This is a genomic window from Pseudomonas sp. C2.3V (assembly GCF_058536325.1).
In genome coordinates, this window is the sequence record NZ_JBZUBN010000001.1 from 481,052 (window position 1) to 507,500 (window position 26,449).

The following is a 26,449-nucleotide window of genomic DNA, read 5'->3' on the forward strand; positions in this document are numbered from 1 at the left end:
TGATCACAATTGATCTATCCAGTGCAGGTGCTGCCTCAGGGCAGTTTTATTGTTCTCGGCCTGGTACGGGGCAAATGCTCCGCAATCGACTCTTCTCCAAAATGATCAGTTAGCTACGCCTCCGCCTGCTTGTTCTTATTGTGCTGGAGTCGTTACGTCTTATTTTTATTAGGGGTTTTACTGATTTTTTATTTTTGTTGTGCCAGATATAAAGCAGATGCTGTGCCAACTTTTGAAAATCGTTTTAAAACAAAGAGTTATGAAAATATGTAGTGTTTTTTGAGGCGGGCAACATGAGAAATTCGTTACCGTTAACCTCGCCTGATGTTACGGCGGTAACACATTCTGAAATGATGGCCCTGTGTTACCCGCAAAAAAAACGCATCGGTAACGATGCGTTTTCTGTCTATCAGGACAGGTCGGTGCTGGTAGCGCCCGTTTTTCGGCGCGGAATACCAAGCCGTTGACGTCGCTCCCACAAGCACTTGCGACTTATGCCAAGCTTGCGGGCTAATTCGGTCTCGGTCATGTGGTCCTGGTGCTCAAGCACAAAGTGCTGGAAGTAGTCCTCCAGGGAAAGGTCTTCCGTAGGCTCATGGCTGACATTGGAGGAGCCCAGAGGCGTCTCGAGTGGATCCAGGAAGTGTTCGGAAAGGTCCAGATCTTCCAGTTCAATATCGATGCCGAGCAGGTCCGGCTCGATTTCGTTCTTCTCGCTGAGAATGACGGCTCGTTCGATTGCATTCTCCAGCTCCCGAACGTTACCCGGCCAGCTGTAATGGCGAATGGCGAGTTCAGCTTCCTGGCTGAAATGCATGGCCTCGCGACCCATGCGGTTGGACTGGCGGGCCAGAAATACGCGGGCGATTTCCAGCACGTCATTGCTTCGCTCACGCAACGGCGGAAGGCGCAGGGAAATAACATTCAGACGATAATAGAGGTCTTCCCGGAATTGCCCGGTCTTGGCCAACGTCTTCAAATCACGGTGAGTGGCTGCAATCAGGCGGACATTGACCTTTTGCGACTGCACCGAGCCGACGCGGCGAATCTCGCCCTCCTGCAAGACACGCAGCAGGCGTGCCTGAGCTTCCAGCGGCAGCTCGCCAATTTCGTCCAAAAAGAGCGTACCGCCATCAGCTGCCTCGACCAGACCGGTGCGGCTTGCGCTAGCACCTGTAAAGGCACCTTTCTCATGGCCGAACAGTTCGGACTCGATCAACGTTTCGGGAATGGCAGCGCAGTTCACGGAAATCAGAGGCGCTTTTACCCGGCGTGACAGGTTATGAAGTGCACGAGCTACCAGCTCCTTGCCCGTACCGGACTCCCCCTGAATGAGCACGGTGGAATCAGTAGGGGCAACCTTGCGAATCTTGCCGTATAGATCCTGCATGGGAGCACAACTGCCGATGATACCAATGTCGCTGTCGTGGACTGGCAGCGCTTCGGCGCGAGTGGCTGGACGCTCCGGCGGTGTCTGCTGCGGGGCCTGTTCGCGCTCGATGAGAATGCGCGCAACCGCCTGCAACATCTCGTCATGGTCGAATGGCTTGGCGATGTAGTCGACAGCGCCTTGCTTCATGGAGTCTACGGCAGAGCGCAGGCTGGCATAGCTGGTCATGATCAGCACCGGCTTGCCTGCAGCCAGGTCGATCAGCTCAGTCCCGGGGGCACCGGGCAGGCGCAGGTCACTGATAATCAGGTCGAACGATGGAATGTCGTAACGATCCTGCGCTTCCTGCACAGAGCCAGCCTCGCTGACCTGAAACTGATTGCGCTCGAGCAATCGGCGCAGGGCCGAGCGAATGATGGTTTCGTCTTCGACGATCAAAATATGTGCCATATTGGGCTCTCTCGACGGTGGCAGAGCGGAGGCGCCAGGCAGTGGCGCATCTCGTTTCCGCTCTACGTTCCGGTTACGGCTCGATCAGGTTGTTCAAAATGACGCGGCAAATTCACACGTATACGCGTACCGCGGCCTTGCACAAGGTCGATCGGGCTGTCGATCATTATGTCTCCATAATGCTCTTCCACGATGGAATAGACCAGAGCAAGGCCAAGTCCCGTCCCTTTACCAGGGTCTTTGGTTGTAAAGAAGGGCTCGAAAAGACGGCTGATTATGGCTTTTGGGATGCCGGAGCCTTCGTCCTCGACGATAAGCGTTACCGTCTGCCCACGGGCTTCGCTACGCACCTTGATCGTGCCGGTGGGTGGCGAGGCATCGCGAGCATTGGACAATAGATTGATCAATACCTGAGCAAGCCGTTGCGGGTCGCCTTTGACCCAGTGCTCCGGATCGCACAGGTTCTGGAACTCGACATCGACGCTGCGGCGGTTAAGCGACAACAGCGAGATGGCTTCTTGTGCAGTATCTAACAGTCTGACCGGCTCTGGGTCATGTTGCCGACCACCGGCATGGGCAAAGCTCATCAGCGATTGAACGATGCGGGTGATGCGGCGTGTCTGCTCGACGATCTGTCCGCTAATCTCCTGAATTTCTGCATCCGCTTCGCGTTCTTCCTGAAGGATCTGTGCCAGGCAGGCAATACCGGTAACCGGATTACCAATCTCGTGGGCGACTCCTGCTGCGAGGCGGCCAATAGAGGCGAGGCGCTCGGAGTGAATCAGTCGATCTTCGAGCAGCTGGGTCTCACTGATGTCTTCCACGACCAGAACGTTGCCGCTGTTACCGGGGGCAAGGGGCTCGTCGATGGCCGCCTTGTGCAAATTGAGCCAGCGCTGGTTGCTGTCGAGTGCCAGGCGCTGTTTGTATAGATGCTGGTCGGGAGAGCGGAGAAAGCGTTCGAACAGGGCTTTCCAGGGCTCAGGTAGTGCCGAAAGGCGCGAGCCTACAACTTGCACTGAGTCGATGTTTGTCAGCCGCTCCATGGCCCGGTTCCACATCAGGATCTCGCAGTCCTGGGCTAGCGCGCAAACACCCATGGGCAGTTCCTGCAGGGTTTGCCGGTGGTAACGACGCAAGGCGTCCAGTTCGGCTGCAAGACCTGTAAGACGGGACTGATAATCTTCCAGACGGCTTTCAATAAAATGGATGTCTTCGGTGACATAGGCCTCGCTGCCTTCCTTGTAAGGTAGGAACGTTTCGACGATATCCTGGGCGACCCGTGGCCCCATCAGGCCTGACAGGTTGGCCTCGATACGGTCTCTGAGCCGACGTAGCGCATACGGGCGACGCTCGTCGAAGGGAAGCAGCAGATCGCTGAGGGCGCGCTCTACTTCCTTCTGGGCGGTCTTGGCACCCAGGGGCTTGGCCAGCTGAGTAGCGAACTCCTGGGGCGAGGCGGCAATCAGCTCCCGTCGCTGGGGCCGCCTGACATTGTCTACCGCACAGGCTTCCGCCGCGCTCTTTTCCTCATCGCTGGCTTCGGTGAACAGAGAGACCAGTGCAAACACCAGAACGTTAGCGGCCAGTGACGCCAGGGCTGCCAAGTGCCAGTTGGTGGCATCGATGTAGTAGGAGAAAGGACCGACTTCGAAGCCTTTCATGAAGCCAAGCGCCGGCAGCAGCATGGTCAGCGTCCACAGGCCCATGCCGGTCAGAAGGCCTGCGATGAAGCCGCGGTGATTGGCGGTCTGCCAGTAGAGAACAGATAATGCGCCTGGTAGAAACTGCACTGTGGCCACAAAGGCAACAATGCCAAGGCTCGACAGGTCGCTATGATTACCGATCAGACGGTAAAACCCATAGGCGGCCATGATGATGGCTGCAATCAATCCGCGGCGCGTCCAGCGTAACCAGCGATAGATATTGCCGTCGGTAGGTGGCTGATACAGGGGCAGCACCAGGTGGTTGAGCACCATGCCAGACAAGGCCATGGTCATCACGATGATCACGCCGCTGGCGGCGGACAGGCCTCCTACAAACGCTACCAGCGCCAGCAGCGGTTTATCCAGCGCCATGCCCACGCCCAATGTGAAATATTCCGGGCTCGTGGGAGCACCAAGAGCAAGACCGCCCCAGAGAATCGGTGGAATAGCCAGGCTCATCAATAACAGGAATAACGGAAGGCCCCAGCTGGCGCTGACAAGGGCACGGGGGCTCAGGTTTTCCGTGAACGCCATGTGATACATGTGTGGCATCACGATGGCCGCCGCAAAAAAGACAAGGAGCAGGATCCGCCAGGGGCCTTCCTGCAAGGGTGTATGCAGTGTGGAAAGTGCTGTCTGATTCTGGGTCAGCCAGGTTTCAAGCCCAGAGGGACCATCGAACACGGTATAGAGCGTTACCAGGCCAACAGCACCTAGCGCGATGAGCTTGACCAGCGATTCGAAAGCAATCGCTACCACGAGTCCTTCATGGCGTTCGCGAGCGGTAATCTGTCGCGCGCCAAACAGCATGGCGAACAGCGTAATCAGAAAGCAGAAGGCCAGTGCCGGGCCGTCCTGTGCCGGTGCGCTGATCAGAATGCCCGTACTGGTAGCGACCGCCTGGATCTGAAGGGCCAATAGTGGCAGAACGGCAACCACCATCAGCAGGGCCGTGAGTGCGCCTGCCCAGGTACTTCGAAAGCGAAAGGCGAAAAGATCTGCCAGTGAAGACAGCTGATAGACACGGGTCAGCCGCAGAATGGGATAGAGCAGCACAGGCGCCAGCAGAAATGCGCCACATAGACCCAGATAATAGGAAAGAAAGCCGTACCCATAGTCATAAGCCAGGCCAACCGTTCCATAAAAGGCCCAGGCACTGGTATAGACACCTAACGACAGGGTATAGATGATCGGATGTCTGACCAGGCGGCGGGGGACCCAGCCTCGCTCGGTCATCCAGGCTACGCCAAAGAAAATCAGCAGATAACCTGCGCTAATGGCAAGCAGTTGGGAAATACTAAAGCTCATCGGCATCGCGTTGGCTCTGAAGAATAAAAGTAACCACGATCAGAATCAGCCAGAGTAGGTAAGGGCGATACCAGGCACCAGTCGGGTCGATCCACCAATCCATGATGGCAGGGGAAAACAGGTAGATGCCCACAACCAGGAGCAGGACCAACCGGTAGATATACATACTGCATTCTCAAATAGGCCTTGGCTGGATGGTAGCCGATGGACGGGGGAGCCTGCATCCGTTAACGCAGGTCTGCCTTATCCGTTTTGAGACAATCTGCGTTGTTACCGGAGTTCAGCTTCGGCAAGTGTATGGGTATGTGGTATCCGGGCAGGCTGCCAGGATTGTATACCCCAGGTCAGAATCTCTCGGGCACTGGCGCCATGGAGCTCGGAGGATGGCTGCTGGCCTAGCGCACGCAGGGCTCTGAGCAGTAGCGGTCCGGCTTGATCGTGCGGAAGAGGCGGGGAGCGATAGGATTTGCCTAGCTTGTGCCCGTCAGGCTGAATGATCAGTGGGACGTGCAGGTAGCGAGGCTGGGGAAAGCCCAGCAGTTCCTGCAGATAGAGCTGACGCGGCGTGGAGTCGAGAAGGTCTGCACCTCGGACGATATCGGTAATGCCCTGCCAGGCATCGTCCAGTACCACGGCGAGCTGATACGCAAACAAGCCATCACGCCGACGGATAATAAAGTCGCCTACGTCCCGTCCTAGATGCTGACGGAATTCGCCTTGTACCCTGTCGGTAAAGGCATATTCGAGCTCAGGAACCCGGATGCGTATCGCGGCCATGTCATGGGCATGCTGGGCGTTACGGCAGTGGCCTGGATACAGTCCCCCATAGCCTTCCAGCTGTTTGCGCGAGCAGGTACAGGCATAGGCTAGGCCGCTATGCAGCAGGCGCGCTACGGTAGCCTCATAGGCATCATGACGATCACTTTGCCGCTCTACGGCGCCATCCCATTCGAAGCCATAGCGTTCCAGCGTGTCGAGAATGGCTGTTTGGGCGCCTGGAACCTCACGAGGCGGATCGAGATCCTCCATGCGTACAAGCCAGCGTCCTCCTGCGGCACGGGCGTCCAGATAAGACGCAACGGCTGCAACCAGTGACCCGAAATGCAGATAACCGCTAGGTGTCGGGGCAAACCGGCCTATATAGGATGAGGTCGTCATGGTGGGGAATGACAATCGTTAAAAAGCAAGCGGGGCGCCTGAGCGCCCCTTGATCGGTCAGGAACCGATCTGCTTTTCCTTGATTTCCGCCAGTGTCTTGCAGTCGATGCACAGACTGGCAGTCGGACGGGCTTCAAGGCGGCGGATACCTATTTCGATACCGCAAGAGTCGCACCAGCCGTATTCGTTGTCTTCGATCAGCTGAAGCGTCTCGTCGATCTTCTTGATCAGCTTGCGCTCACGATCACGGGTACGTAGCTCGAAGCTGAACTCTTCTTCCTGGGTCGCACGGTCGGCCGGGTCGGCATGGCTGCCGGCATCTTCCTTCATGTGACTTACAGTGCGGTCTACTTCTTCCCGCAGTTCCTGCTTCCATTTATTCAGGATGTTAGTGAAATGGGCGCGCATGCGCTCACTCATGTACTCCTCGCCAGACTCCTCCTGATAAGGTTCGAAGCCACGGGTCAAAGGGGTGTTTTGCTGTTTTTCGTCGGTCGCCATGGATGACCCTCTCACTTTCGCTAATCCTGTCCGCAGGCTGGATACGTCTACTGGGCAAGAGGCCCCCGCGGATGCAAGCGGGCGAACTTACCAGAAGCCTTGGTGCGGCGCTACTACCTGAAGTCCTTGTTATCAAGCCCCAAGGCATATCTTGTGGGTCTTGCTCGAATTATATGTATTGGTGCCGTCTTTATAGCCTTGGTTAGAATCCCCTCTCTCTAACAAGTTCGGATAGACCATGACCAAATCATTTAGTGCGCGTAGCCGTGCCATTGAGCCCTTCCATGTCATGGCCCTGCTGGCTCGTGCCAATCAGTTACAGGCCGCTGGGCATGATGTCATTCATCTGGAGATCGGCGAGCCGGATTTCACGACAGCAGAACCCATCGTCCAGGCTGGACAGGCGGCGCTGGCGAATGGTAATACCCGTTACACCGCTGCGCGAGGTCTGCCTGAGCTGCGCGAAGCCATTGCCGAATTCTATGCCAAGCGCTATGCCGTCATTATTGATCCCGAACGCATTATGATTACGCCCGGAGGCTCAGGCGCACTTCTGCTAACCAGTGCGCTTCTGGTCGACCCGGGCAAGCACTGGCTGATGGCTGATCCCGGTTATCCCTGTAATCGCCATTTCCTGCGCCTGATCGAAGGGGCGGCCCAGTTGGTCCCGGCTGGTCCGCAGACGCGCTACCAATTGACGCCCGAGCTCGTCGACGCCCATTGGACGCAGGACAGCGTAGGTGCTCTAGTGGCATCGCCTGCCAATCCCACGGGAACGGTCCTGCACAGGGATGAGTTGGAGGCGCTTTCCAGGAGTCTATCCACGCGAGGCGGTCATCTGGTGGTGGATGAGATCTACCATGGTCTGACCTATGGGTCGGACGCGGCAAGCGTGTTGGAAGTCGATGACGAGGCCTTCGTTCTGAACAGTTTTTCCAAATACTTTGGAATGACCGGCTGGCGCCTGGGCTGGCTTGTCGCACCGTCGGAGGCTATTCCAGAGCTCGAGAAGCTGGCACAAAATCTTTATATCAGCGCACCCACGATTGCTCAGCATGCGGCCTTGGCCTGTTTCAAGCCAGACGCGATCGAGATTTTCGAGGCCCGACGTACAGCGTTTCAGCAGCGTCGCGACTTCCTGCTGCCAGCCTTGCGGGCGCTGGGCTTTGGAATTGAGGTCGAGCCGGAAGGCGCGTTTTACCTCTACGCCGATATGTCTGCCTTTGGCGGCGATGCGTATGCGTTTTGCCAGCATTTCATCGAGACCGAGCATGTAGCCTTTACTCCGGGGCTCGACTTCGGACGCTACCGTGCCGGTCAGCATGTCCGCTTTGCCTATACCCAAAGCCTGCCGCGGTTGGAGGAGGCCGTCACGCGCATTGCTCGCGGCCTCAAAACCTGGCGTCCCTGATCATCGAAGCGGAAGTAGTCCATGCAGTTTGATCCACCCCTGGAAGAGGGGCTTTTGATCCGGCGTTATAAACGGTTTTTGGCTGATATCGAGACGGTGACGGGCGAGACCCTGACGATTCATTGCCCGAATACCGGATCAATGCTCAATTGTCAGGCAGAGGGTGCTCGTGTCTGGTTCAGCCATTCCAATGATCCCAAGCGCAAGCTTCCTGGAACATGGGAGCTTGTAGAGACGCCTCACGGGCGGCTCGCCTGCATCAATACCGGCAGAGCGAACCGGTTGGTGGAGGAAGCGCTATTGGCTGGGGTAATTCCAGAGCTTGCCGGCTTTAGCACGTTGCGTCGTGAGGTGGCTTATGGCGCTGAAAATAGCCGGGCGGATTTTCGTTTGACGTATCCCTCAGGAGAGGTTTTTGTCGAGGTGAAGAGCGTAACGCTCGGCTACAACATGGACTGTGTGGCAGCTTTCCCGGACGCCGTTACGGTTCGGGGAGCCAAGCATTTACGTGAATTGTCGGCGCTGGCGCGTGAGGGCGCGCGTGCGGTGCTGTTGTATTGCGTCAATCTCACAGGTATCGAGGCGGTTCGTCCTGCCGATGATATCGATCCTGCCTACGGACGTGCATTGCGAGAGGCGCTGGAGGCCGGAGTCGAGATTCTGGCTTACGGTGCTGATATTACGCCACAGGCCATACAGGTGACTCGTCGGCTTAAGGTCGTGATGTAACTCTCGGTGGGATGAGCACGACCACGCCGTTGTGCCCTTCACTGGGCACGAATGAGTCATGACGGTGCAGCGACCAATGGATTCAGTAATGTGAGGCCGACTGATTCCGGTGTGCATGGAGAAAATGCGGGCCGGCAGCGGCTCTTGCCTGAATCCTGTTCAGCGAGTCAGGTTTGGCATATCCCGTGCTTACGCTCCCTCCCACTTTACAAACGTATCAATACGTAACCTTTTTGTAATGCGGTTACTCCGCACAGGGTAAAGCCTATGGCCTTCTGCTGTGCCTAATCTGGCGGGTGATGTAACCCTTTGAAGGAGTGCAACATTGGAGTACGCGGTTATTTCTCGTTTCTTTACCTGTTTACCTATGACCAAGCGGACTCAAAAGGTCTTGTTAGGTGTCTCGCTGACTGCAGGCATTGGCATGCCCGTGTTTGGAGCGACGCCACCTGCGCAAGGAGAGGAGAGTGCCCAGGGCGAGGACCTCAGCTACGAAGTCGCTCCGCCGGAGAAAGGAACCTATCTGTCCTCCTGGTATAACCAGAACGTGACACTGATCGGTAGCAAGGACATCAGCTTCGGTCCACGTCCCGTCGATGATATCTATCTCGAATATGAATATTTCGGGCGTAAAGGGCCTTTCGAGCTCTATGGGTATGTCGATATTCCCAAGGTATTGGGGATTGGTAACAGTCACGACAGCGGCGTATGGGATAAAGGCTCTCCCGTGTTCATGGAGCATGAGCCGCGGGTATCCATCGATGAGCTGCTGGGTCGCAAGCTGGGGTTCGGCCCTTTCAAGGAGTTCTATGTTGCGTTTGACTGGATTTATGATCACGGCCATAACCGCGAGAACCGGGGCAACACGCTTTATAGCGGCCTGGGAACGGATATCGAGACGGGGACGCGTCTCAACCTCTCCGCTAACCTGTATGTGCGTCGTCAGTGGGAAAATTATGGCGCTGCCAATGAAAACTCCTGGGATGGCTACCGGGCGCAGCTAAAGTACATTCTACCCTTGGGGACGTTCGACAACGGAGCGTCCCTAACATATGTCGGCTTTACCAACGTTGACTTCGGCTCGGATCTGCACGACAAGGCAGGCCCTGCTCGTACCGCCAACGCGACCGTCGCTACCAACGTCGTTTTGTATTCCTTTACGCACCTGCGCCTGATGGCAGTAGGGCGCTATTTCCATAATGGCGGACAATGGAAGGATGGCACCGAACTGAATTTTGGTGATGGCCCCTTCAGGGCTCGCTCGAACGGTTGGGGCTATTACTTCGGCGTGGGTTATCAATTCTGATTCATAAAACGAGGCTGGAACGTTTAAAGTGCCGGCCTTTTATCTGCGAGGACCTTTTATGAGCGAGCATGCCGCCACTGAGCATGAACAATTGTTGGAAGAAGCCAAGCTGGCTGCTGACCAAACTTACTCACCGTATTCTCAGTTTCCAGTGGGCGCTGCACTGTTGACCGAGGACGGGCGCGTAATTCATGGCGTAAACGTCGAAAATATTTCCTACGGCCTCACCAACTGTGCCGAGCGTAGCGCATTGTTTTCGGCCATCAGTCAGGGATTTGCTCCACGCAGCTTCAAGGCAATTGCCGTTTATGCTCCCAAGGTTCCTCTGATCAGCCCGTGCGGTGCCTGTCGTCAGGTCCTGCTCGAACTTATGGCGCCTGATGCAGTGATCATCTGCCAGGGTAGCGACGCGTCGGCCACCAAGGTCTGGACACTCAAGGAATTGCTTCCGGGCGCCTTTGATTCTTTCTAACGTCACCGAAGGCTTGCCGGCGTTCGAGTCGGCGCTTGAGGTCCTATTGTGTTCGGAGACAACACCATGATCAGTCTTGTCGGGATGGCTGTGCTCGTCGCTATTGCCGTCGTGCTATCCAGCCATCGCCGCGCTATCCGGCCGCGTACGGTTCTCTGTGCCTTTGGCATTCAGGTCGCGCTGGGGGCCTTTGCACTCTACATCCCCTGGGGCCAGACCGTGTTGGCATCGATCTCCAGTGGCGTCTCGTCGCTACAGCTCTATGCGGACAAGGGCATCGAGTTTCTCTTTGGCGGTTTGAGCAGTGCACGCATGTTCGAGGTGTTCGGCAATGGCGGCTTTGTATTTGCCATCAAAGTACTGCCGGTCATTGTCTTCTTTGGAAGCTTTATTTCCGTACTCTACTACCTAGGCATCATGGGCTGGATCATTCGGCTGATCGGAGGGGGCTTGAGGCTGATGCTGGGGACCAGCCGGATTGAATCGATGGCAGTAACGTCGGCCATCTTTATTGGTCAGTCTGAGGTACCGCTTGTCGTTCGGCCATTTATCGCCGATATGACCCGGTCAGAGTTATTTGCAGTGATGGTTGGCGGGTTTGCAGCCGTTGCCGGATCGGTATTGCTGGGCTATGCCGGGCTGGGTGTTGATCTCAAATATCTGATCGCTGCCAGCTTCATGGCTGCACCGGGAGGCTTGCTTATGGCCAAGCTGATGGAGCCTGAAACCGAGGCGACCCGGGACGAAACCATTGTGGGTAATCTGGGGCAGGGCGAGAACCGGCCAGCCAATGTCATTGATGCCGCCGCAGAAGGCGCTCAGGCGGGTTTGAAGCTTGCCGTGGCCGTAGGCGCAATGCTGCTGTCGTTCATTGCACTCATTGCCATGCTTAACGGATTGCTCGGCTGGGCTGGCAGTTGGCTGGGTTATCCGCAGATTACGATGCAGCTAATTTTGGGTTATCTGCTGGCGCCTGTCGCATTTCTCCTCGGCGTGCCGTGGAATGAAGCGGTTCAGGCAGGCGGTTTCATTGGCCAGAAAATTGTTCTGAATGAGTTCGTGGCCTATGTGGATCTTGCCAACTATATGGATCCTGCCAAGGCGGCTGCTGCAGGCGTGCAGGTCTTGTCTACCCATACACAAATCATTGTGACTTTTGCTTTGTGCGGCTTCGCCAATTTGGCATCCATTGCCATTCAATTGGGTGGCTTGAGTTCCATTGCTCCGCAACGCCGCTCTGAGCTGGCACGGCTTGGACTGCGCGCCATGATTGGCGGGACGCTCTCTAACTTCATGAGCGCAGCGATTGTGGGATTTTTCATCTCGATATGAACCAGGCGGCGCGGCAGTTATATGCTGCGCCTACCTCGTGATGGTGGATTAGTCCGGAGGACTGCCAGGATGTGGTTGGCTCAGGAAGTGATTCGTCGCAAGCGTGACGGCTTGGTACTGGAGCGCTCGGATATCAAGCATTTCGTTGCAGGAATAACGGACGGAACCCTCAGCGAAGGCCAGATCGCGGCATTCGCGATGGCTGTTTTTCTCAAGGGCATGACGGTCGACGAGCGCATTTCCCTTACGACTGCCATGCGCGATTCGGGACAAACGCTCTCCTGGAGCCTGCCCGGTCCTGTAGTCGACAAGCACTCCACCGGCGGTGTGGGTGATGTGGTAAGCCTCGTTCTTGCGCCATTGCTGGCAGCTTGTGGCTGTTACGTGCCGATGATCTCAGGTCGCGGCTTGGGCCATACCGGCGGTACGCTGGACAAGCTGGACAGTATTCCCGGTTATAACTGCCAGCCATCACCTGAGCAGTTGAGGCGAGTCGTGGCTGAAGTGGGCTGCGCCATCATTGGGCAGACCGCTGACCTGGCACCGGCGGATAAACGGCTTTATGCCATTCGCGATGTGACCGGCACGGTTGAGTCCATTGATCTTATTACCGGGTCGATTCTGGCCAAGAAGCTGGCGGCAGGACTGGATGTTCTGGTCATGGACGTCAAGACGGGTAACGGTGCCTTCATGGCAGAGACTAGCCAGGCGCAAGCGCTGGCACAGAGCATTGTCGCGGTAGCCAGCGGGGCAGGTGTCAAAACGCAGGCATTGGTTACCGATATGAACCAGCCGCTGGCACGCAGTGCGGGAAACTCGCTGGAAGTGGCTGAGGCTATCGCGCTTCTCAAAGGCGAGATCCGTAGTCAGCGACTTTGGGAGGTAACAATGGCCTTGGCTGCACAGGCCCTGGTTTTGGCAGGGCAGGCCAATACAACAGTCCAGGCCCATGAACAATTGCTCGGGGTCTGGAGAGACGGTTCCGCCCTAGAGTGTTTCGCTCGTATGGTGGCCGCGCTGGGCGGCCCGGTTAACCTGACCAAGGCACCGGAGCGGTATCTACAGCAAGCGCCTGTCGTCATGCCTGTTTTCAGTGAGCGACCGGGACGTGTGGTGTCCATCGATACACGTTCGGTAGGCCTGGCTGTTGTAGTCCTGGGTGGCGGTCGTCAGCACCCGGCCGATCAGATCGATCTGTCGGTTGGTTTAAGTGAGCTGGCTTTTGTGGGCGAGGCCGTAGACGAGCAGAAACCTCTCTGCTGGGTTCATGCTGCCAATAAGGACAAAGCCCAGGAAGCAGCTGTCTCGATCAAGCGTGCCTACCGCTTGGGAATGGAGAGCCCTGTGCCCGGCAGACTGATTCACGAGTACATCTGAAGGCTGGATAACCAGTTACGCACTTAGAGCAGTCGCTTTTCTCCAGGCAAAAAAAGACCCGGCAGAGCCGGGTCGAAACCGTGATTAGCCTGATGAGGAGATAACCTGAAAGGCCGACCTGCTAGTCTCTCAGTTATCAGAGCCAGTCTCGCGACCAGCTGATTCAAATAATAGCTATTCTCATTTCTGTGTCAAGCTATTCGAGAATATTTCTTATTCTCAAATAGGAAGCAGGCTTATGATTTGAGCTGCTGGCGCAACTGCGTGACTTCCTTGTTAAGCAGATCGATGCGGCGAGCCATATTCTCAATAAGGTTGTGAGCGATACGGGGCGTGCTGTACATCAGGCTTAAAAACTGATCCTTGGGAATGATCATCACTGTGCAGGGCTCGGTCGCTACTACAGTCGCACTGCGTTTCTCCTGGGTGAAAACCGCCATGGCGCCAAAGATTTCGTCTTTGCACACATCGCCTACCTTCTGATCATTGACCCGCGCCTCGGCGTGGCCTTCGATAATAATGAAGACGTGGTCAGCCTCATCCCCCTGACGGATCAACTCTTCGCCTATGGCAAATTGCTTGAAGCCTGTACTGGGGCGTACTTCCTGGGGCTTGAGTCGCACCAGTGCATCGGAAAGCAGCGCGTTTTGACCAATAAGATATTGAAGCAGCAGTTCCTGGCGCTGTTCGCTGCTGTGGATATGGCGAAACACATCCGAGCGCCGGTAGGGAATGAGCGTGACGGGCTCGTCGCTTTTATAGGTGCACTCGGGAAGGTCGAGCCCTTGTCTCATGCCAACCAGGTCGCCTTCCTGCAAATAAAACAGGGGACGCCCCTCCACTAAGGCATGCACCATGCCTTTCTGTATCAGAAAAAGATGGTTGGCTGGCTCAAGCTCGCTCAAGCCATACAAGCAGTAAACGGAAATAGGCTCGCCTGAAGGGGAGAGTCCTTCGAGCAACTGCGCCGGAATACCCTGTAGACGGCTGATCAGCTGGTCGGCATAGGTAGGCTGCTCGCCAAGGAGATACATGGCCCTGAATCCTTTATATCAGAGGTGTGAAATAGCTCGCACAATAAGCAAGCCGGTGGACGGCGTAAATCCTCATCAGCGGAGCTTGTGAGCTATCTCGTGTTCCTGAGCCAAGGCTCTGGCCTGAGCGAGTAGAGCCTGCTTGTGTTGAGGTGTCAGTTCATTCCAGTGAATGTTGAGCAGAGCGCCCTCCAGGGCATAAAGCAGAACTTTCGATGTACGAAAACCGCGTGCACATACCGCCATGTAAGCTCCCGCCGAGCCTCGATTGCGCAACTCGTCTACCGTACGGATACCTACCGCATGTAACCAAAGTACTGACGTCTTGCCGAGATTCTTCAACAACAGTAAGTCATTACTCATCGTGCCCTCCAGGCCCGTTTTGCCTAGTGCTCACTGAATGCACTCGCCTGAGTACCTCTTCAGTGTAGCGGTCTCTCCGAGCGCTGGAGGAGGAAACGATGTGTGGAGCCTGCAGTCAGTTGACCGGTAGCTTGTCCTGCATGGCCTTGACGAGCGCATCCAGGTTAGCCGGATCGGTCATGTCAACATGCCGTGTTCGGATCAATTCCTGCTCAGTCAGTGCTTCACGGCCTTGCTGCTGAACCTGGATAACCGCCAGGGTCGCATCGGAGGGATCACGGCCTTCAGCCTGGCGCTCGGCCAGCCACCGGGCGATCATGGTATCCGGGGCGTGGCAGTCGATGATCAGGAAGGGGACGGCTGCCGTTTCTGCCACCTGAGCAGCTGCTTCGCGCTGGGCCTGTTTCAGATAGGTTGCATCCAGTACCACTGGGTAGCCAGCCTGAAGGATACCCGCCGCCAAGTGATGCAGGCGATCATAGGTTGCCTTCCCGGACTCAGCGCTATACAGCACCTCAGGCGTGGCGTCCTGAATCAACCGCTTGCGCTCGACATCCGAGCGAATACGAATCGCGCCCAGTGCCTCCACCAGTTTGAGCGCTGCGCTGCTTTTGCCTACAGCGGATACGCCATGGGTAATGGCCAGCAGGCAGTACGGAATGGCGCAGTAACTTTCTGCCAGAGACGCATAATTGCGGTAGCGTGCCAGGATTTCAGCCTTTTGAGCCGGATCGGAGGCCTGGCCGTACTGGAAGAGGTTGACCTTGGCCCGAACCATGGCCCGGTAAGCCTTATAGAACGGCAGAACATGCAGCCCGTCATAATCGCCGGTCATCTCGAAATAGGCATTGATGAAGCGGCGGGCCAGCGTCTTGTGCTTGCGGTCTTCCAGGTCCATCGCCAGGAAGGCGGTATCGGCAATCACATCCGTCATACGGAAAGGCTCGTTGAACTCGATGCAGTCAAAGAGTACGACCTGTCCGTCCAGTTGGGTCACATTGGCAAGGTAGATGTCGCCATGGCATTCACGAATGAAGCCTTCCGCCTTGCGCCGCTCGAATAGGGGATGCAGCCGGGCAAAATGTTCCTCTGCCCAGGCCTCCAGGTGATCCAGTTGGGCAAGGTCTTGTGCATGCTCAAGCATAGGGCGGATCTGCTCGAAGTTCTGACGCACAGGTGCCATCACCGCATCGGGCGACCCCAGTTCGTTTGAAGCATCGACAACCGGTGCGCTCAAATGGAAGCGCGCAATCTGCTCGGCCAGTGCATCAATATGCTGCTCGGTGAGTTCGCCGCGCTTTTCAATCTCGCTCAAGAGCTGACTCTGAGGAAACTCGCGCATCTTGATGGCATATTCAATAACCGGACCTTCGCCACCTATCTGGGGTGACTCCGGACGGCCTATAATGGGAACGACATCCAGATACAGCCCTTTCGTCAGGCGTTGGTTGAGGCGTAGTTCCTCGCTACAGAAATGCTCTCTGGCTTTCAGGTCGGTAAAGTCAAGAAAGCCGAAGTTCACCGGTTTCTTGATCTTGTAGGCATACTCCCCTGTCAGAACAACCCAGGAAATATGCGTCTCGATAACATTGAACGCGGTAACCGGGTGCGGATAGAGGGCCGGGTTCTGCAGCGCAGCGATCAGGGTCTGACTCACAAGCGGTCCTTAGCGTAGCCATGAAAAAGTGATCGCCATTATGGCCGCTGTGAGTGACCCTGCAAACCGCTGGCTGGCGTCTGCCCGCTAGAAGCAAAGTGCGTATAATGCGCCGCCATGAAACGCACCCGATCCTCTCGCTCAAAAAAACCGTCCCGCCAATTCTTCAACTGGCGCTCCCTGTCCGGCTGGGCTCTTAAATTAGGCCTGGTGGGCTTGGTCGTCCTTGCGGGATTTTCCATTTATCTCGACGCTATCGTGCAGGAGAAATTTTCCGGTAAGCGCTGGATGGTTCCTGCCAAGGTATATGCACGGCCGCTTGAGCTGTTTACAGGGCTTAAGCTCAGCAAGGATGACTTCCTGACCGAGCTTGATGCACTAGGCTATCGCCGTGAAAAAGCCATTCAGGGGCCGGGTGACGTCTCGGTAGCAGGCTCCAGCGTCGAGCTGGATACCCGAGGCTTTCAGTTTTACGAGGGTGAGGAACCTCCTCGCTCGATCAAGGTGAACTTCTCTGGCGATTTTGTCTCGGGTCTGAGTAGCAAGGACGGCTCGGATCTGGCCGTGGCGCGTCTTGAGCCTCTGTTGATCGGCGGCATATACCCTGCCCACAACGAAGACCGTATCCTCGTTAAGCTGGATCAGGTTCCGGCTGCCCTTATCAATGGACTGGTTGCGGTCGAGGACCGTGAGTTCTGGGATCACCATGGCGTTTCGCTGAAGTCGATTGGGCGAGCCGCCTGGATCAACGTTACTACAGGGCAGTTGCGTCAGGGTGGCAGCACACTGACCCAACAGTTGGTCAAGAACTTCTACCTCACCAGTGAGCGCAGTCTGACGCGTAAGCTTACCGAAGCCCTGATGGCGGTATTGCTGGAGCTGCATTACGACAAGAACGAAATCCTTCAGGCCTACCTCAATGAGGTTTTCCTGGGGCAGGATGGCACCCGCGCCATTCATGGTTTCGGTTTGGCCAGTCAGTATTTCTTTAGCCAACCGTTGTCCGAGCTCAAACTGCACCAGGTCGCTCTGCTGGTAGGAATGGTAAAAGGACCTTCCTACTACAATCCGCGGCGTTATCCGGAGCGTGCCCTGGCTCGTCGTAATCTGGTCATCGACCTGATGGCCGAACAGGGTGCGGTTACAAAGGAAGATGCGGAAGCGGCCAAGCAGCGGCCCTTGGGGATCAGCAAGGCAGGCTCGCTGACAAACAGCTCCTATCCCGCCTTCATCGATCTAGTTAAGCGTCAGCTCCAACAAGACTACCGGGAAGAGGATTTGACTGGTGAAGGGTTGCGTATTTTCACCAGCTTCGATCCAATTCTTCAGCTCAAGGCCGAAACCTCCATGGCCGAGGCCTTGAAGCGCCTCGACGGCCGCAAGGGTGTGGAAGGCATTGAGGCGGCCATGGTGGTCACCAACCCTGAAACCGGTGAAGTTCAGGCATTGCTGGGCGGGCGTGATCCTCGCTTTGCCGGCTATAACCGGGCACTGGATGCAGTTCGGCAGGTCGGCTCCATCATCAAGCCTGCGGTATACCTGACAGCACTGGAAAGGCCGAGTCAGTACACCCTGACCACGTTCATCAAGGACGAGCCGTTCTCCGTTAAGACAGGTGATGGTCAGGTTTGGCGTCCGCAGAATTACGAACGTGATTCCCACGGAACGATTTTCTTGTATCAGGGACTAGCTCACTCCTACAACCTGTCTACTGCCCGGCTGGGCCTGGATCTGGGCGTGCCTGAGGTGCTCAAGACCATCGAGCGTCTGGGGGTGAGTCGCTCGTTGCCGCCTTATCCTTCAACGCTTCTGGGTGCTGGTGCGTTGACTCCTATGGAGGTCGCCACCATGTATCAGACGCTGGCCAATGGCGGGTTCAATACACCGCTGCGTAGCATTCGTAGCGTTCTGGCATCTGACGGTGAGCCGCTCAAGCGTTATCCGTTCCAGATCCAGCAGCGTTTCGATCCGGGGGCTATTTACCTGACCCAATACGCGATGCAGCGTGTCGTGCGCGAGGGTACTGCTCGCTCGGTCTATAACCAGCTGCCTTCATCCTTGAATCTGGCGGGCAAGACCGGTACGACCAACGATTCACGAGACAGTTGGTTCTCGGGCTTCAGTCAGGACTTGCTTGCCGTGGTCTGGCTGGGTCGTGATGACAATGGCAAGACGCCGCTGACCGGCGCGACAGGAGCCCTGCAGGTATGGACCGGGTTCATGAAACGTGCCAAGCCAACCTCGCTGGACCTTCCGCTGCCCGATAATGTTGTTCAGGCATGGGTTAATCCGGCCACAGGGCAGGGGACCGATCCAAATTGCCCCGGCGCGGTCCAAATGCCCTATATTCAGGGAAGTGAGCCGCCCCCTGGGCCGGCATGTGGTGGACAGAACCCTTCCGACTCTGTCATGGACTGGGTCCGCGGTTGGTTGAATTAAGAGGGTAGAACGTGACTAAAGCGGTATGGGCGGCACTGGCCGCTACGGTAGCTCTGGCAGGTTGTGCCACGCCACAGCAAGGTGCTATTCCGGTTGTGGACTCAAGCACGCCTGTTTCCAATCAGGAGCTGGCGCGTAGTGGCGGTCGCATGCCGACTAATTCACCGCTGCCTATGGCTGCCCAGGCGCCACAGCAGGATGGCGGTGTAACGGTGATGGTGCCCGGTGATAACCCGGCGCCCATCCAGACCTTTGCGGCAGCTCCGGCTACAGCGCCTATTTCGACGGGGCCTATAACTGTGGGACCCTCTACCGGTGCGCCAGCTGCTCAGGGGTATGACAGCTACTCAGCGCCCCAGCCGGCACCCAGCGCGCCTACGGGAATTCCTTCCAGTCGTAGCAGTGCGCTGTCGGCCGATGAGCAGCTCGATGGGCCCGTATTGGCCTTGCTGACAACAGCACAGCAACAGCAGGGCGGCGGTGACCTTAACGGAGCGTCCTCAAGCCTGGAGCGTGCCATGCGCATAGCGCCTCGCGAGCCGCAAGTGCTATATCGGCTGGCTGAAGTCCGCCTGGCCCAAGGCGATGCCGCGCAGGCTGAGCAGCTGGCTCGACGTGGACTGACGTACGCCAATGGCCGTCCTGCCCTGCAAGCCAGTCTGTGGGAATTGATCGCTCAATCGCGCGAACGCCAAGGCGATGCCGCGGGTGCGGCTACAGCACGTCAGCGTGCCAAGGTGGGTGCCTGATGGATGCTCGCCTGTCTGATCTGGCGGAGCAATTGCTTCTGATCGAGCGAGAGTTGCGTGTGCTGGGGTGGTGGGAAAGCGTGCCGCCCAGCGATCAGGACCTGGCCAGCCAAGAGCCGTTCTGTGTAGACACGTTGAGCTTTGCGCAATGGCTTCAGTGGATTTTTCTACCACGGATGAAGGTCATCATTGAGTCGGACAGCGGGTTACCTGGACGCTCAGGCATCCGTCCTATGGCGGAAGTGGTCTATCAAAACGACATGCGCAACGTGGCAACGCTTTTGGAGGCGCTGGGCGAGTTCGATCGTCTGATCGAACATCGCTAAGGCTTAATTGCAGTTCTGATTGATCGAGAATTCGGCTTCGCTGATACGCTGCTGGCGTTCTTCCTCGGTGAGCCGTCTCATTTGACCCCGACCTTCTTCGACCATGACCCGAGGATTACTGCGCAGCTGTGCCAGGTTGGTTCGCGCAGCCTTGCAGTACTCCTCACGCTTCTTTTCTTGTTCTCTGACGTCTTGCTGAACCTTCTGCTCGATAGAGCGCTGTTCTGCATTGTTCACGGCGTCGCCCGTACCATTCCCGGCTCCCGGTGTGTTGGCCTGGCCTGAAAGACTGGGTGCCGGTTTTACCTTCATTTCATCTGCATTGCGGTCAGCAGGCGGTTGCGCGCTGAAGTGGGTGACGCCTTGGGCATCGACCCATTTGTAGACCTGAGCGGCGTGAACGGAGCCCATCAAGACAAAGGCACTGCTAATGGCTAAAAACGTACGCCACATGTTGAATCCTTTAGCGTAAGGGTTAGAGCGCTCTACTATAGCGAAACTTGCCTTTAAAAAATGAGACTTCGATCTGTGCATAAATTAAGTGCATAGACGGCTTGACTTGCACCGGCTGAATGCGAAGAATCCAAAGTTCGCTGTAGAAAGCCGGCCCAAAGCTAGCTTCTCGGCAGACCATGAGGTGCCTACCCGCGCCGCCGCAGTCATACCCGTAACGCGTTACCTCGCGCTGGGTGGAGGAACTCGGTAACTCTAGAGCTCTTCCAACACGGCTTTCTTGGCAGCTGTCCCGTCGGCGATCACCGTCGCCCATGCTCTGCCTTGCAGTCGATCGAACCCCGAAAGCCCACTCGTGGGCGCTCGTATTGCGTTGAGAGGTGAAACGTGGAGCTCTTATCCGGCGCTGAAATGGTCGTCCGTTTTTTGCGTGACGAAGGCGTTAAATACATCTATGGGTATCCTGGTGGTGCCCTGCTGCACATCTACGATGCCCTCTTTAAAGAAAAAGAAGTAACCCATATTCTTGTTCGCCATGAGCAGTCAGCCACGCATATGGCAGACGGCTATGCGCGTGCGACCGGAAAGGCAGGCGTCGTTCTGGTAACGTCAGGTCCCGGTGCCACTAACGCCATTACAGGTATCGCTACGGCGTATATGGATTCCATTCCGATGGTAATCCTGTCTGGGCAGGTTGGCAGCAACATGATCGGCTCCGATGCGTTCCAGGAAGTCGACATGGTGGGGATTTCCCGGCCTATCGTTAAACACAGCTTCATGATCAAGCACCCCTCCGAAATTCCAGAGGTCATGAAAAAGGCCTTCTATCTGGCGGAGTCGGGTCGTCCCGGGCCGGTTGTGGTTGATATCCCGAAGGATATGACCAGCCCCACGGAGAAGTTCGAATACGTATACCCCAAAAAGGTCAAGCTGCGTTCCTATAATCCGGCTGTTCGTGGCCATTCAGGACAGATTCGCAAGGCCGCTGAAATGCTGTTGGCGGCCAAGCGGCCCATCCTGTATTCGGGCGGCGGCGTCATCATGGGGAACGGTGCAGCCCAGCTGACCGAGCTTGCCAAGATGCTCAACCTGCCAGTTACCAACACGTTGATGGGGCTGGGCGGTTTTCCAGGCAGTGATCGTCAGTTCCTGGGTATGCTAGGTATGCACGGCAGTTACACAGCCAACCTGGCAATGCACCATAGCGATGTCATCCTGGCAGTAGGTGCCCGCTTTGATGATCGCGTCATCAACGGCGCCAAACGGTTCTGCCCCAATGCCAAGATCATTCACGTCGATATCGATCCTGCCTCCATCTCCAAAATGATCAAGGCGGATGTTCCGATTGTTGGACCTGTCGATAGCGTTCTGACGGAAATGGTTGCCATCCTCAAGGAAATTGGCGAGAAACCCGCGGCAGAAGCTCAGGCCAATTGGTGGAAGCAGATTGAGGAATGGCGCAGCTCGCAGGGCGGCCTGTTTCCCTATGACAAGGGGGATGGAAGTATCATCAAGCCGCAGACGGTGATCGAGACGCTTTACGAAGTAACCCATGGAGATGCGTTCATCACTTCTGACGTAGGTCAGCATCAGATGTTCGCTGCACAGTACTATCTGTATGACAAGCCAAACCGCTGGATCAACTCCGGTGGCCTGGGCACCATGGGGTTCGGCCTGCCAGCGGCCATGGGCGTCAAGCTGAACTTCCCTGACGTCGACGTCGCTTGTGTAACAGGCGAGGGCAGTATCCAGATGAATATTCAGGAGCTGTCCACCTGTCTGCAGTATGACCTTCCCGTCAAGATCATTACGCTGAACAACCAGGCCCTGGGCATGGTTCGCCAGTGGCAAGACATGCAGTACAACAGCCGTTACTCGCATTCCTATATGGAATCGCTCCCTGACTTCGTCAAGGTGGCTGAGGCATACGGGCATGCCGGTATGCGCATCACGCGTCTGGCTGATCTCAAGCCCATGATGGAAGAGGCCTTTGCCATGAAGGACCGTCTGGTCTTCCTGGATATTCAGGTCGATACCAGCGAGCACGTCTATCCGATGCAGATTAAGGATGGGTCGATGCGCGAAATGTGGCTGAGCAAGACGGAGCGGACTTAATCATGCGGCACATCATTTCCCTTCTGCTAGAAAACGAGCCAGGCGCATTGTCCCGTGTGGTCGGCCTGTTCTCGCAGCGCAACTACAACATCGAAAGCCTGACCGTCGCCCCGACAGAAGACCCAACGCTCTCGCGTCTGACGCTGACAACCGTGGGGCACGATGAAACCATCGAGCAGATTACCAAGAACCTCAATAAGCTGATCGAGGTTGTAAAGCTGGTGAATCTGTCCGAGGGCTCCCACATTGAGCGTGAGCTTCTGCTGATCAAGGTCAAGGCGACCGGAGCTCAACGCGATGAAGTCAAGCGCACCACGGATATCTTCCGTGGACAGATAGTGGATGTAACGAGTAGCGTCTATACGATTCAGCTGGCTGGTACGAGTGAAAAACTCGACAGCTTTATCCAGGCGATCGGTACGACGTCTATTCTGGAAGTCGTACGCAGTGGTGTCACAGGGATTTCCCGTGGCGACAAGGCTCTGAGCATTTAAATTTGATAAAGCCACGCGGCTAATTCTAAGGAGAATTTCATGCGCGTTTATTACGATAAAGATTGTGATCTTTCCATCATTCAGGGCAAGAAAGTCGCCATTATCGGCTATGGCTCTCAGGGCCACGCTCATGCAAACAACCTGAAAGACTCAGGTGTAGACGTTGTCGTCGCGCTGCGCCCGGGCTCTGCCTCTGCCAAGAAGGCCGAAGCGGCTGGACTGGCTGTCAAAAGCGTTCCAGAAGCCGTTAGCTCTTCCGATGTCATCATGATTCTGACGCCTGACGAATTTCAGGCTCAGCTGTACAAGAATGAAATCGAACCTAACCTGAAGCAGGGCGCTACCCTGGCGTTTGCTCACGGCTTTGCAATCCATTACAACCAGGTTGTGCCGCGTGCGGATCTGGACGTAATTATGATTGCACCCAAGGCCCCGGGTCATACTGTTCGCTCCGAGTTCGTCAAGGGCGGCGGTATTCCTGACTTGATCGCCGTTTACCAAGATGCTTCCGGCAATGCCAAGAACGTAGCGCTGTCCTACGCTTGCGGCGTGGGCGGCGGCCGTACCGGTATCATCGAAACCACATTCAAGGACGAGACCGAGACCGACCTGTTCGGTGAGCAGGCTGTCCTGTGCGGTGGTACCGTTGAGTTGGTTAAAGCAGGTTTCGAAACACTGGTTGAAGCGGGCTACGCTCCTGAGATGGCCTACTTCGAGTGCCTGCATGAGCTGAAGCTGATCGTGGACCTCATGTATGAAGGCGGTATCGCCAACATGAACTACTCCATCTCCAACAATGCGGAGTATGGCGAGTACGTGACAGGTCCTGAAATTATCAACGCCGAATCTCGCCAAGCTATGCGCAATGCGCTCAAGCGTATTCAGGATGGCGAATATGCCAAGATGTTTATCAGCGAAGGCGCAAGCAACTACCCATCCATGACGGCATATCGTCGTAATAATGCGGCGCACGGTATCGAGCAGATCGGTGAAAAACTGCGCGCCATGATGCCTTGGATTGCTGCTAACAAGATCGTCGACAAGAGCAAAAACTAATCATTAGGGCCATTAAAGGTCCTGTTGATCTCAGTTTCGGAAAAACGCGGCCACGGCCGCGTTTTTTCGTTTCAGCTCGTCTTCTGATATAAAAGCTGTAACGTGTTAAGGATGAACCCTGAGAGGAGGGGATCATCCAAGACTTCAAGTCCTATGCAAGGAATTTTCATGAGCGAGCGTCCCGACGAAGCTAACGAAACAGCTTCTTCAAGCACTGAAAGCATTATTCCCGTCGATGAGCATTTCGAAGAAACACACGATGCCCAGGGACGAAAGATTCGCCGTCGAGGCGTCTATTTACTTCCGAACCTCTTCACGACAGCCGCGCTTTTTGCAGGACTTTATTCAATCATCAAGTCCATTGCGGCACAGACTGCGTTTATCCAAGGGCAGTCGGAAGAGGCTGCTGTAGGGTTTGCTGCAGCAGCGGCAGCCATTTTTATCGCCATGATCCTTGATGGACTGGATGGTCGTGTTGCGCGCTTGACCAATACCCAGAGTGCTTTTGGGGAACAGTACGATTCGCTGTCCGACATGGTGGCCTTTGGTGTGGCGCCGGCCATTCTTGCATTTGAATGGGCTCTGATCAGTCTAGGCAATGTAGGTTGGGCTGTGGCCTTTATCTATGTGGCAGGTGCAGCACTTCGACTGGCGCGTTTCAACACTCAAATCGGCTCCGTCGATAAGCGTTATTTCATTGGATTAGCCAGTCCGTCCGCCGCTGCGCTAGTTGCTGGAACAGTGTGGTGCTTTAGCGACTTTGGTATTCAGGGCTCCAAACTCTCATTCCTGGTTGCGTTCATGGTTGCTGCTGCAGGAATGCTCATGGTTAGTAATTTCAAGTACTGGAGCTTCAAGACCCTGGATATGAAAGGGCGTGTTCCGTTCGTGGGCATCCTCATCGCTGTCCTGATCTTCGCCATTATCTTTACTGATCCGCCACGTGTCCTGCTGCTGGGTTTCCTTGCTTATGCTGTGTCAGGTCCCGTCAAGGCATTAATGCGCTTCCGTCGTCATCGCGACCGCACGCATTGATTAATTCCCTGATTATCTCCACAGTGAGACTACGTATCGACAGTAGTCGCTGTGGAGATTGCCATGCTGATCAACGTCCCTCCGCGTTCTGCCTGCAAGCCATCTGAAATCACTCCAGAAAATATCTATTTGTCTCGCCGTCAATTCATGGGTGCAGCCAGTGCTGCTGTTACTGCTACGATGCTGCCCGGCTGGGCGCTTGCTGACGGATCTGTTTATTCAGATGTGGAACCAGGCAAAGCGCCTAATTGGTTTGCCGAGAAGCAGTCTGCTATTCATTGGAAAGCGGTAGATGTAAAAGGTGAGTCTATAACGCCTTTCAAAGACGCCACGCAATACAATAACTTTTATGAGTTCGGCCCTGATAAAGGGGATCCCTATGCCAATGCAGGGCAGATGGTGATCGAGCCTTGGACAGTCAAGGTAGACGGAGAGGTTGGTAAGTCAGGTACCTACTCGCTGGAGGACATTATCCGGCCTCAGCAGTTGGAAGAAAGGATATACCGCCTGCGTTGTGTCGAAGCCTGGTCCATGGTTATCCCGTGGCTGGGTATTCCACTGGCAGATGTCATTAAACAGTTCCAGCCAACAGCTAATGCCAAGTACGTTCGTTTTGAAACATTGAATGATCCCCAGCATATGCCAGGGCAGCGTTCCAGTTTCTCTCTACTGGATTGGCCTTATCGAGAAGGTCTGCGTATGGATGAAGCCATGCATCCATTGGCTATATTGGCGGTAGGCATGTATGGGCGAGTACTGCCTAATCAGAACGGCGCACCCATTAGATTAGTTGTGCCGTGGAAGTATGGATTCAAAAGTATCAAGTCGATTGTTCGCATCAGCTTGGTGAGTGATCAACCGCAGACAACCTGGCAAAGCATGGCGCCAAATGAGTATGGCTTTTATGCCAACGTCAATCCGCAGGTCGATCATCCCCGTTGGAGTCAGGCTAAAGAGCGACGGCTTCCTAGCGGTCTATTTAGTCCTAATATTAAAGAAACACAGATGTTTAACGGTTATGCAGAGGAGGTTGCTGGCCTATACGCCGGAATGGACCTAAGGACGCAGTATTAATGGTATGGCGATTGGTCGTTTTTATCAGTGCGTTTTCGGTGCTTGGTGTTTGGCTGTACGAGGCATGGAGTTCTGCCTTGGGTCCTGACCCTGGTAAAGTAATCATTGATAGGCTTGGCCTGGGGGCGCTAGTACTCTTACTGATAACGCTCAGCTTGACGCCCTTGCAGAAAATGACGAGATGGAAAGGATGGGCATTGGTTCGCCGCCAGTTAGGCCTGTGGACATTCACCTATGCAGCGCTTCATTTCTGCTCTTACCTGGCCTTTGTATTAGGCTGGGATTTTTCCCGCTTGGGTATTGAATTGCAGAAGCGTCCCTATGTGATTGTAGGGTTCATTGCCGTGCTGGGGCTGCTTCCTCTAGCTCTGACCTCGAACCGTTACAGCATGCGTAAATTAGGCAAGCAGTGGAAGCGGCTGCATCGCCTCATTTATATAGCATTGGTTATGGCCTTGCTGCACATGTTCTGGATAACTCGCTCGGATATCCGCGAGTGGCTGATATACGCCTC

General features: G+C 55.7%; 24 protein-coding genes (1 of these 24 only partly in view). 15 read left to right on the forward strand and 9 right to left on the reverse strand.

Features of this window, described 5'->3' with window-relative positions; translation table 11 throughout:
- Positions 1–409: 409 nt before the first annotated feature.
- From AC4LF3_RS02380 to dksA, 5 genes are all read right to left on the reverse strand, one after another.
- Positions 410–1,840 (reverse strand): sigma-54-dependent transcriptional regulator, encoded by a 1,431-nt coding sequence (locus AC4LF3_RS02380; RefSeq protein WP_125888603.1) that lies wholly within the window; start codon positions 1,838–1,840, stop codon positions 410–412.
- A 62-nt stretch (positions 1,841–1,902) separates the two neighbouring features.
- Entirely contained in the window at positions 1,903–4,860 is a 2,958-nt protein-coding gene (locus tag AC4LF3_RS02385; protein WP_074829436.1) for a sensor histidine kinase, read from the reverse strand.
- A complete protein-coding gene (locus AC4LF3_RS02390) occupies positions 4,844–5,020 on the reverse strand; it encodes a hypothetical protein (RefSeq protein WP_010796831.1) in 177 nt (58 codons plus the stop codon). Before AC4LF3_RS02390 ends, AC4LF3_RS02385 begins: the two co-directional genes overlap by 17 nt.
- A gap of 104 nt (positions 5,021–5,124) precedes the next feature.
- On the reverse strand, positions 5,125–6,012 hold the full coding sequence (gene gluQRS, locus AC4LF3_RS02395; RefSeq protein WP_010796832.1) for a tRNA glutamyl-Q(34) synthetase GluQRS: 888 nt from the start codon (positions 6,010–6,012) through the stop codon (positions 5,125–5,127).
- Positions 6,013–6,069: 57 nt separating this feature from the next.
- Entirely contained in the window at positions 6,070–6,513 is a 444-nt protein-coding gene (gene dksA / locus AC4LF3_RS02400) for an RNA polymerase-binding protein DksA (RefSeq protein ID WP_010796833.1), read from the reverse strand.
- 238 nt (positions 6,514–6,751) lie between these two features.
- Between dksA and AC4LF3_RS02405 the strand changes: the two genes are divergently transcribed.
- From AC4LF3_RS02405 to deoA, 6 genes are all read left to right on the forward strand, one after another.
- A complete protein-coding gene (locus tag AC4LF3_RS02405) occupies positions 6,752–7,924 on the forward strand; it encodes a pyridoxal phosphate-dependent aminotransferase (protein ID WP_407362768.1) in 1,173 nt (390 codons plus the stop codon).
- A 21-nt stretch (positions 7,925–7,945) separates the two neighbouring features.
- The gene (gene sfsA / locus AC4LF3_RS02410) at positions 7,946–8,653 is read left to right on the forward strand and encodes a DNA/RNA nuclease SfsA (RefSeq protein WP_491834705.1); all 708 of its coding nucleotides are present in this window, start codon (positions 7,946–7,948) and stop codon (positions 8,651–8,653) included.
- Positions 8,654–9,020: 367 nt separating this feature from the next.
- Complete coding sequence (locus AC4LF3_RS02415) at positions 9,021–9,959, forward strand: nucleoside-specific channel-forming protein Tsx (protein ID WP_139208921.1); 939 nt, start codon at positions 9,021–9,023, stop codon at positions 9,957–9,959.
- Between the two features lie 58 nt (positions 9,960–10,017).
- A complete protein-coding gene (locus AC4LF3_RS02420) occupies positions 10,018–10,431 on the forward strand; it encodes a cytidine deaminase (RefSeq protein WP_074829428.1) in 414 nt (137 codons plus the stop codon).
- Positions 10,432–10,497: 66 nt separating this feature from the next.
- Entirely contained in the window at positions 10,498–11,763 is a 1,266-nt protein-coding gene (locus tag AC4LF3_RS02425) for a NupC/NupG family nucleoside CNT transporter (RefSeq protein WP_010796838.1), read from the forward strand.
- A gap of 69 nt (positions 11,764–11,832) precedes the next feature.
- Positions 11,833–13,140, forward strand: a complete 1,308-nt coding sequence (deoA, locus tag AC4LF3_RS02430) for a thymidine phosphorylase (protein ID WP_491834706.1) — start codon at positions 11,833–11,835, stop codon at positions 13,138–13,140.
- Positions 13,141–13,376: 236 nt separating this feature from the next.
- Here deoA and AC4LF3_RS02435 read toward each other — a convergent pair whose 3' ends face one another.
- From AC4LF3_RS02435 to AC4LF3_RS02445, 3 genes are all read right to left on the reverse strand, one after another.
- The gene (locus AC4LF3_RS02435; RefSeq protein ID WP_010796840.1) at positions 13,377–14,174 is read right to left on the reverse strand and encodes a Crp/Fnr family transcriptional regulator; all 798 of its coding nucleotides are present in this window, start codon (positions 14,172–14,174) and stop codon (positions 13,377–13,379) included.
- Between the two features lie 75 nt (positions 14,175–14,249).
- Complete coding sequence (locus tag AC4LF3_RS02440) at positions 14,250–14,537, reverse strand: TfoX/Sxy family protein (protein WP_010796841.1); 288 nt, start codon at positions 14,535–14,537, stop codon at positions 14,250–14,252.
- 115 nt (positions 14,538–14,652) lie between these two features.
- On the reverse strand, positions 14,653–16,194 hold the full coding sequence (locus tag AC4LF3_RS02445; protein WP_491834707.1) for a bifunctional aminoglycoside phosphotransferase/ATP-binding protein: 1,542 nt from the start codon (positions 16,192–16,194) through the stop codon (positions 14,653–14,655).
- Positions 16,195–16,311: 117 nt separating this feature from the next.
- On the opposite strand from AC4LF3_RS02445, the gene mrcB reads away from it, so the two are divergent.
- From mrcB to AC4LF3_RS02460, 3 genes are read left to right on the forward strand one after another with little or no spacing between them, the layout of a single operon-like run.
- Positions 16,312–18,633, forward strand: a complete 2,322-nt coding sequence (mrcB, locus tag AC4LF3_RS02450) for a penicillin-binding protein 1B (protein WP_407362772.1) — start codon at positions 16,312–16,314, stop codon at positions 18,631–18,633.
- A gap of 11 nt (positions 18,634–18,644) precedes the next feature.
- A complete protein-coding gene (locus tag AC4LF3_RS02455; protein WP_491834708.1) occupies positions 18,645–19,382 on the forward strand; it encodes a tetratricopeptide repeat protein in 738 nt (245 codons plus the stop codon).
- Positions 19,382–19,708 (forward strand): YqcC family protein, encoded by a 327-nt coding sequence (locus tag AC4LF3_RS02460; RefSeq protein ID WP_010796845.1) that lies wholly within the window; start codon positions 19,382–19,384, stop codon positions 19,706–19,708. The genes AC4LF3_RS02455 and AC4LF3_RS02460 overlap by 1 nt, the downstream gene beginning before the upstream one ends.
- A gap of 3 nt (positions 19,709–19,711) precedes the next feature.
- Here the strand turns inward: AC4LF3_RS02460 and AC4LF3_RS02465 are convergent, their stop codons facing one another.
- The gene (locus AC4LF3_RS02465) at positions 19,712–20,161 is read right to left on the reverse strand and encodes a DUF4124 domain-containing protein (RefSeq protein ID WP_491834709.1); all 450 of its coding nucleotides are present in this window, start codon (positions 20,159–20,161) and stop codon (positions 19,712–19,714) included.
- Positions 20,162–20,548: 387 nt separating this feature from the next.
- Here AC4LF3_RS02465 and AC4LF3_RS02470 point away from each other — a divergent pair, with 387 nt between their 5' ends.
- The 6 genes from AC4LF3_RS02470 to msrQ all read left to right on the forward strand — a co-directional run.
- Complete coding sequence (locus tag AC4LF3_RS02470; RefSeq protein WP_010796848.1) at positions 20,549–22,276, forward strand: acetolactate synthase 3 large subunit; 1,728 nt, start codon at positions 20,549–20,551, stop codon at positions 22,274–22,276.
- Positions 22,277–22,278: 2 nt separating this feature from the next.
- Complete coding sequence (gene ilvN / locus AC4LF3_RS02475) at positions 22,279–22,770, forward strand: acetolactate synthase small subunit (RefSeq protein ID WP_010796849.1); 492 nt, start codon at positions 22,279–22,281, stop codon at positions 22,768–22,770.
- 39 nt (positions 22,771–22,809) lie between these two features.
- Entirely contained in the window at positions 22,810–23,826 is a 1,017-nt protein-coding gene (gene ilvC, locus AC4LF3_RS02480; RefSeq protein WP_010796850.1) for a ketol-acid reductoisomerase, read from the forward strand.
- 168 nt (positions 23,827–23,994) lie between these two features.
- Positions 23,995–24,861, forward strand: a complete 867-nt coding sequence (gene pssA, locus AC4LF3_RS02485) for a CDP-diacylglycerol--serine O-phosphatidyltransferase (protein WP_019367407.1) — start codon at positions 23,995–23,997, stop codon at positions 24,859–24,861.
- A 63-nt stretch (positions 24,862–24,924) separates the two neighbouring features.
- Complete coding sequence (msrP, locus tag AC4LF3_RS02490) at positions 24,925–25,935, forward strand: protein-methionine-sulfoxide reductase catalytic subunit MsrP (protein ID WP_491834710.1); 1,011 nt, start codon at positions 24,925–24,927, stop codon at positions 25,933–25,935.
- A protein-coding gene (gene msrQ, locus AC4LF3_RS02495; RefSeq protein WP_491834711.1) for a protein-methionine-sulfoxide reductase heme-binding subunit MsrQ crosses the window boundary here: on the forward strand, positions 25,935–26,449 show its 5' portion. 94 nt of this gene lie beyond the right edge of the window; only the first 515 of its 609 coding nucleotides appear in the window; it begins with the start codon at positions 25,935–25,937; the stop codon falls past the right edge of the window. The genes msrP and msrQ overlap by 1 nt, the downstream gene beginning before the upstream one ends.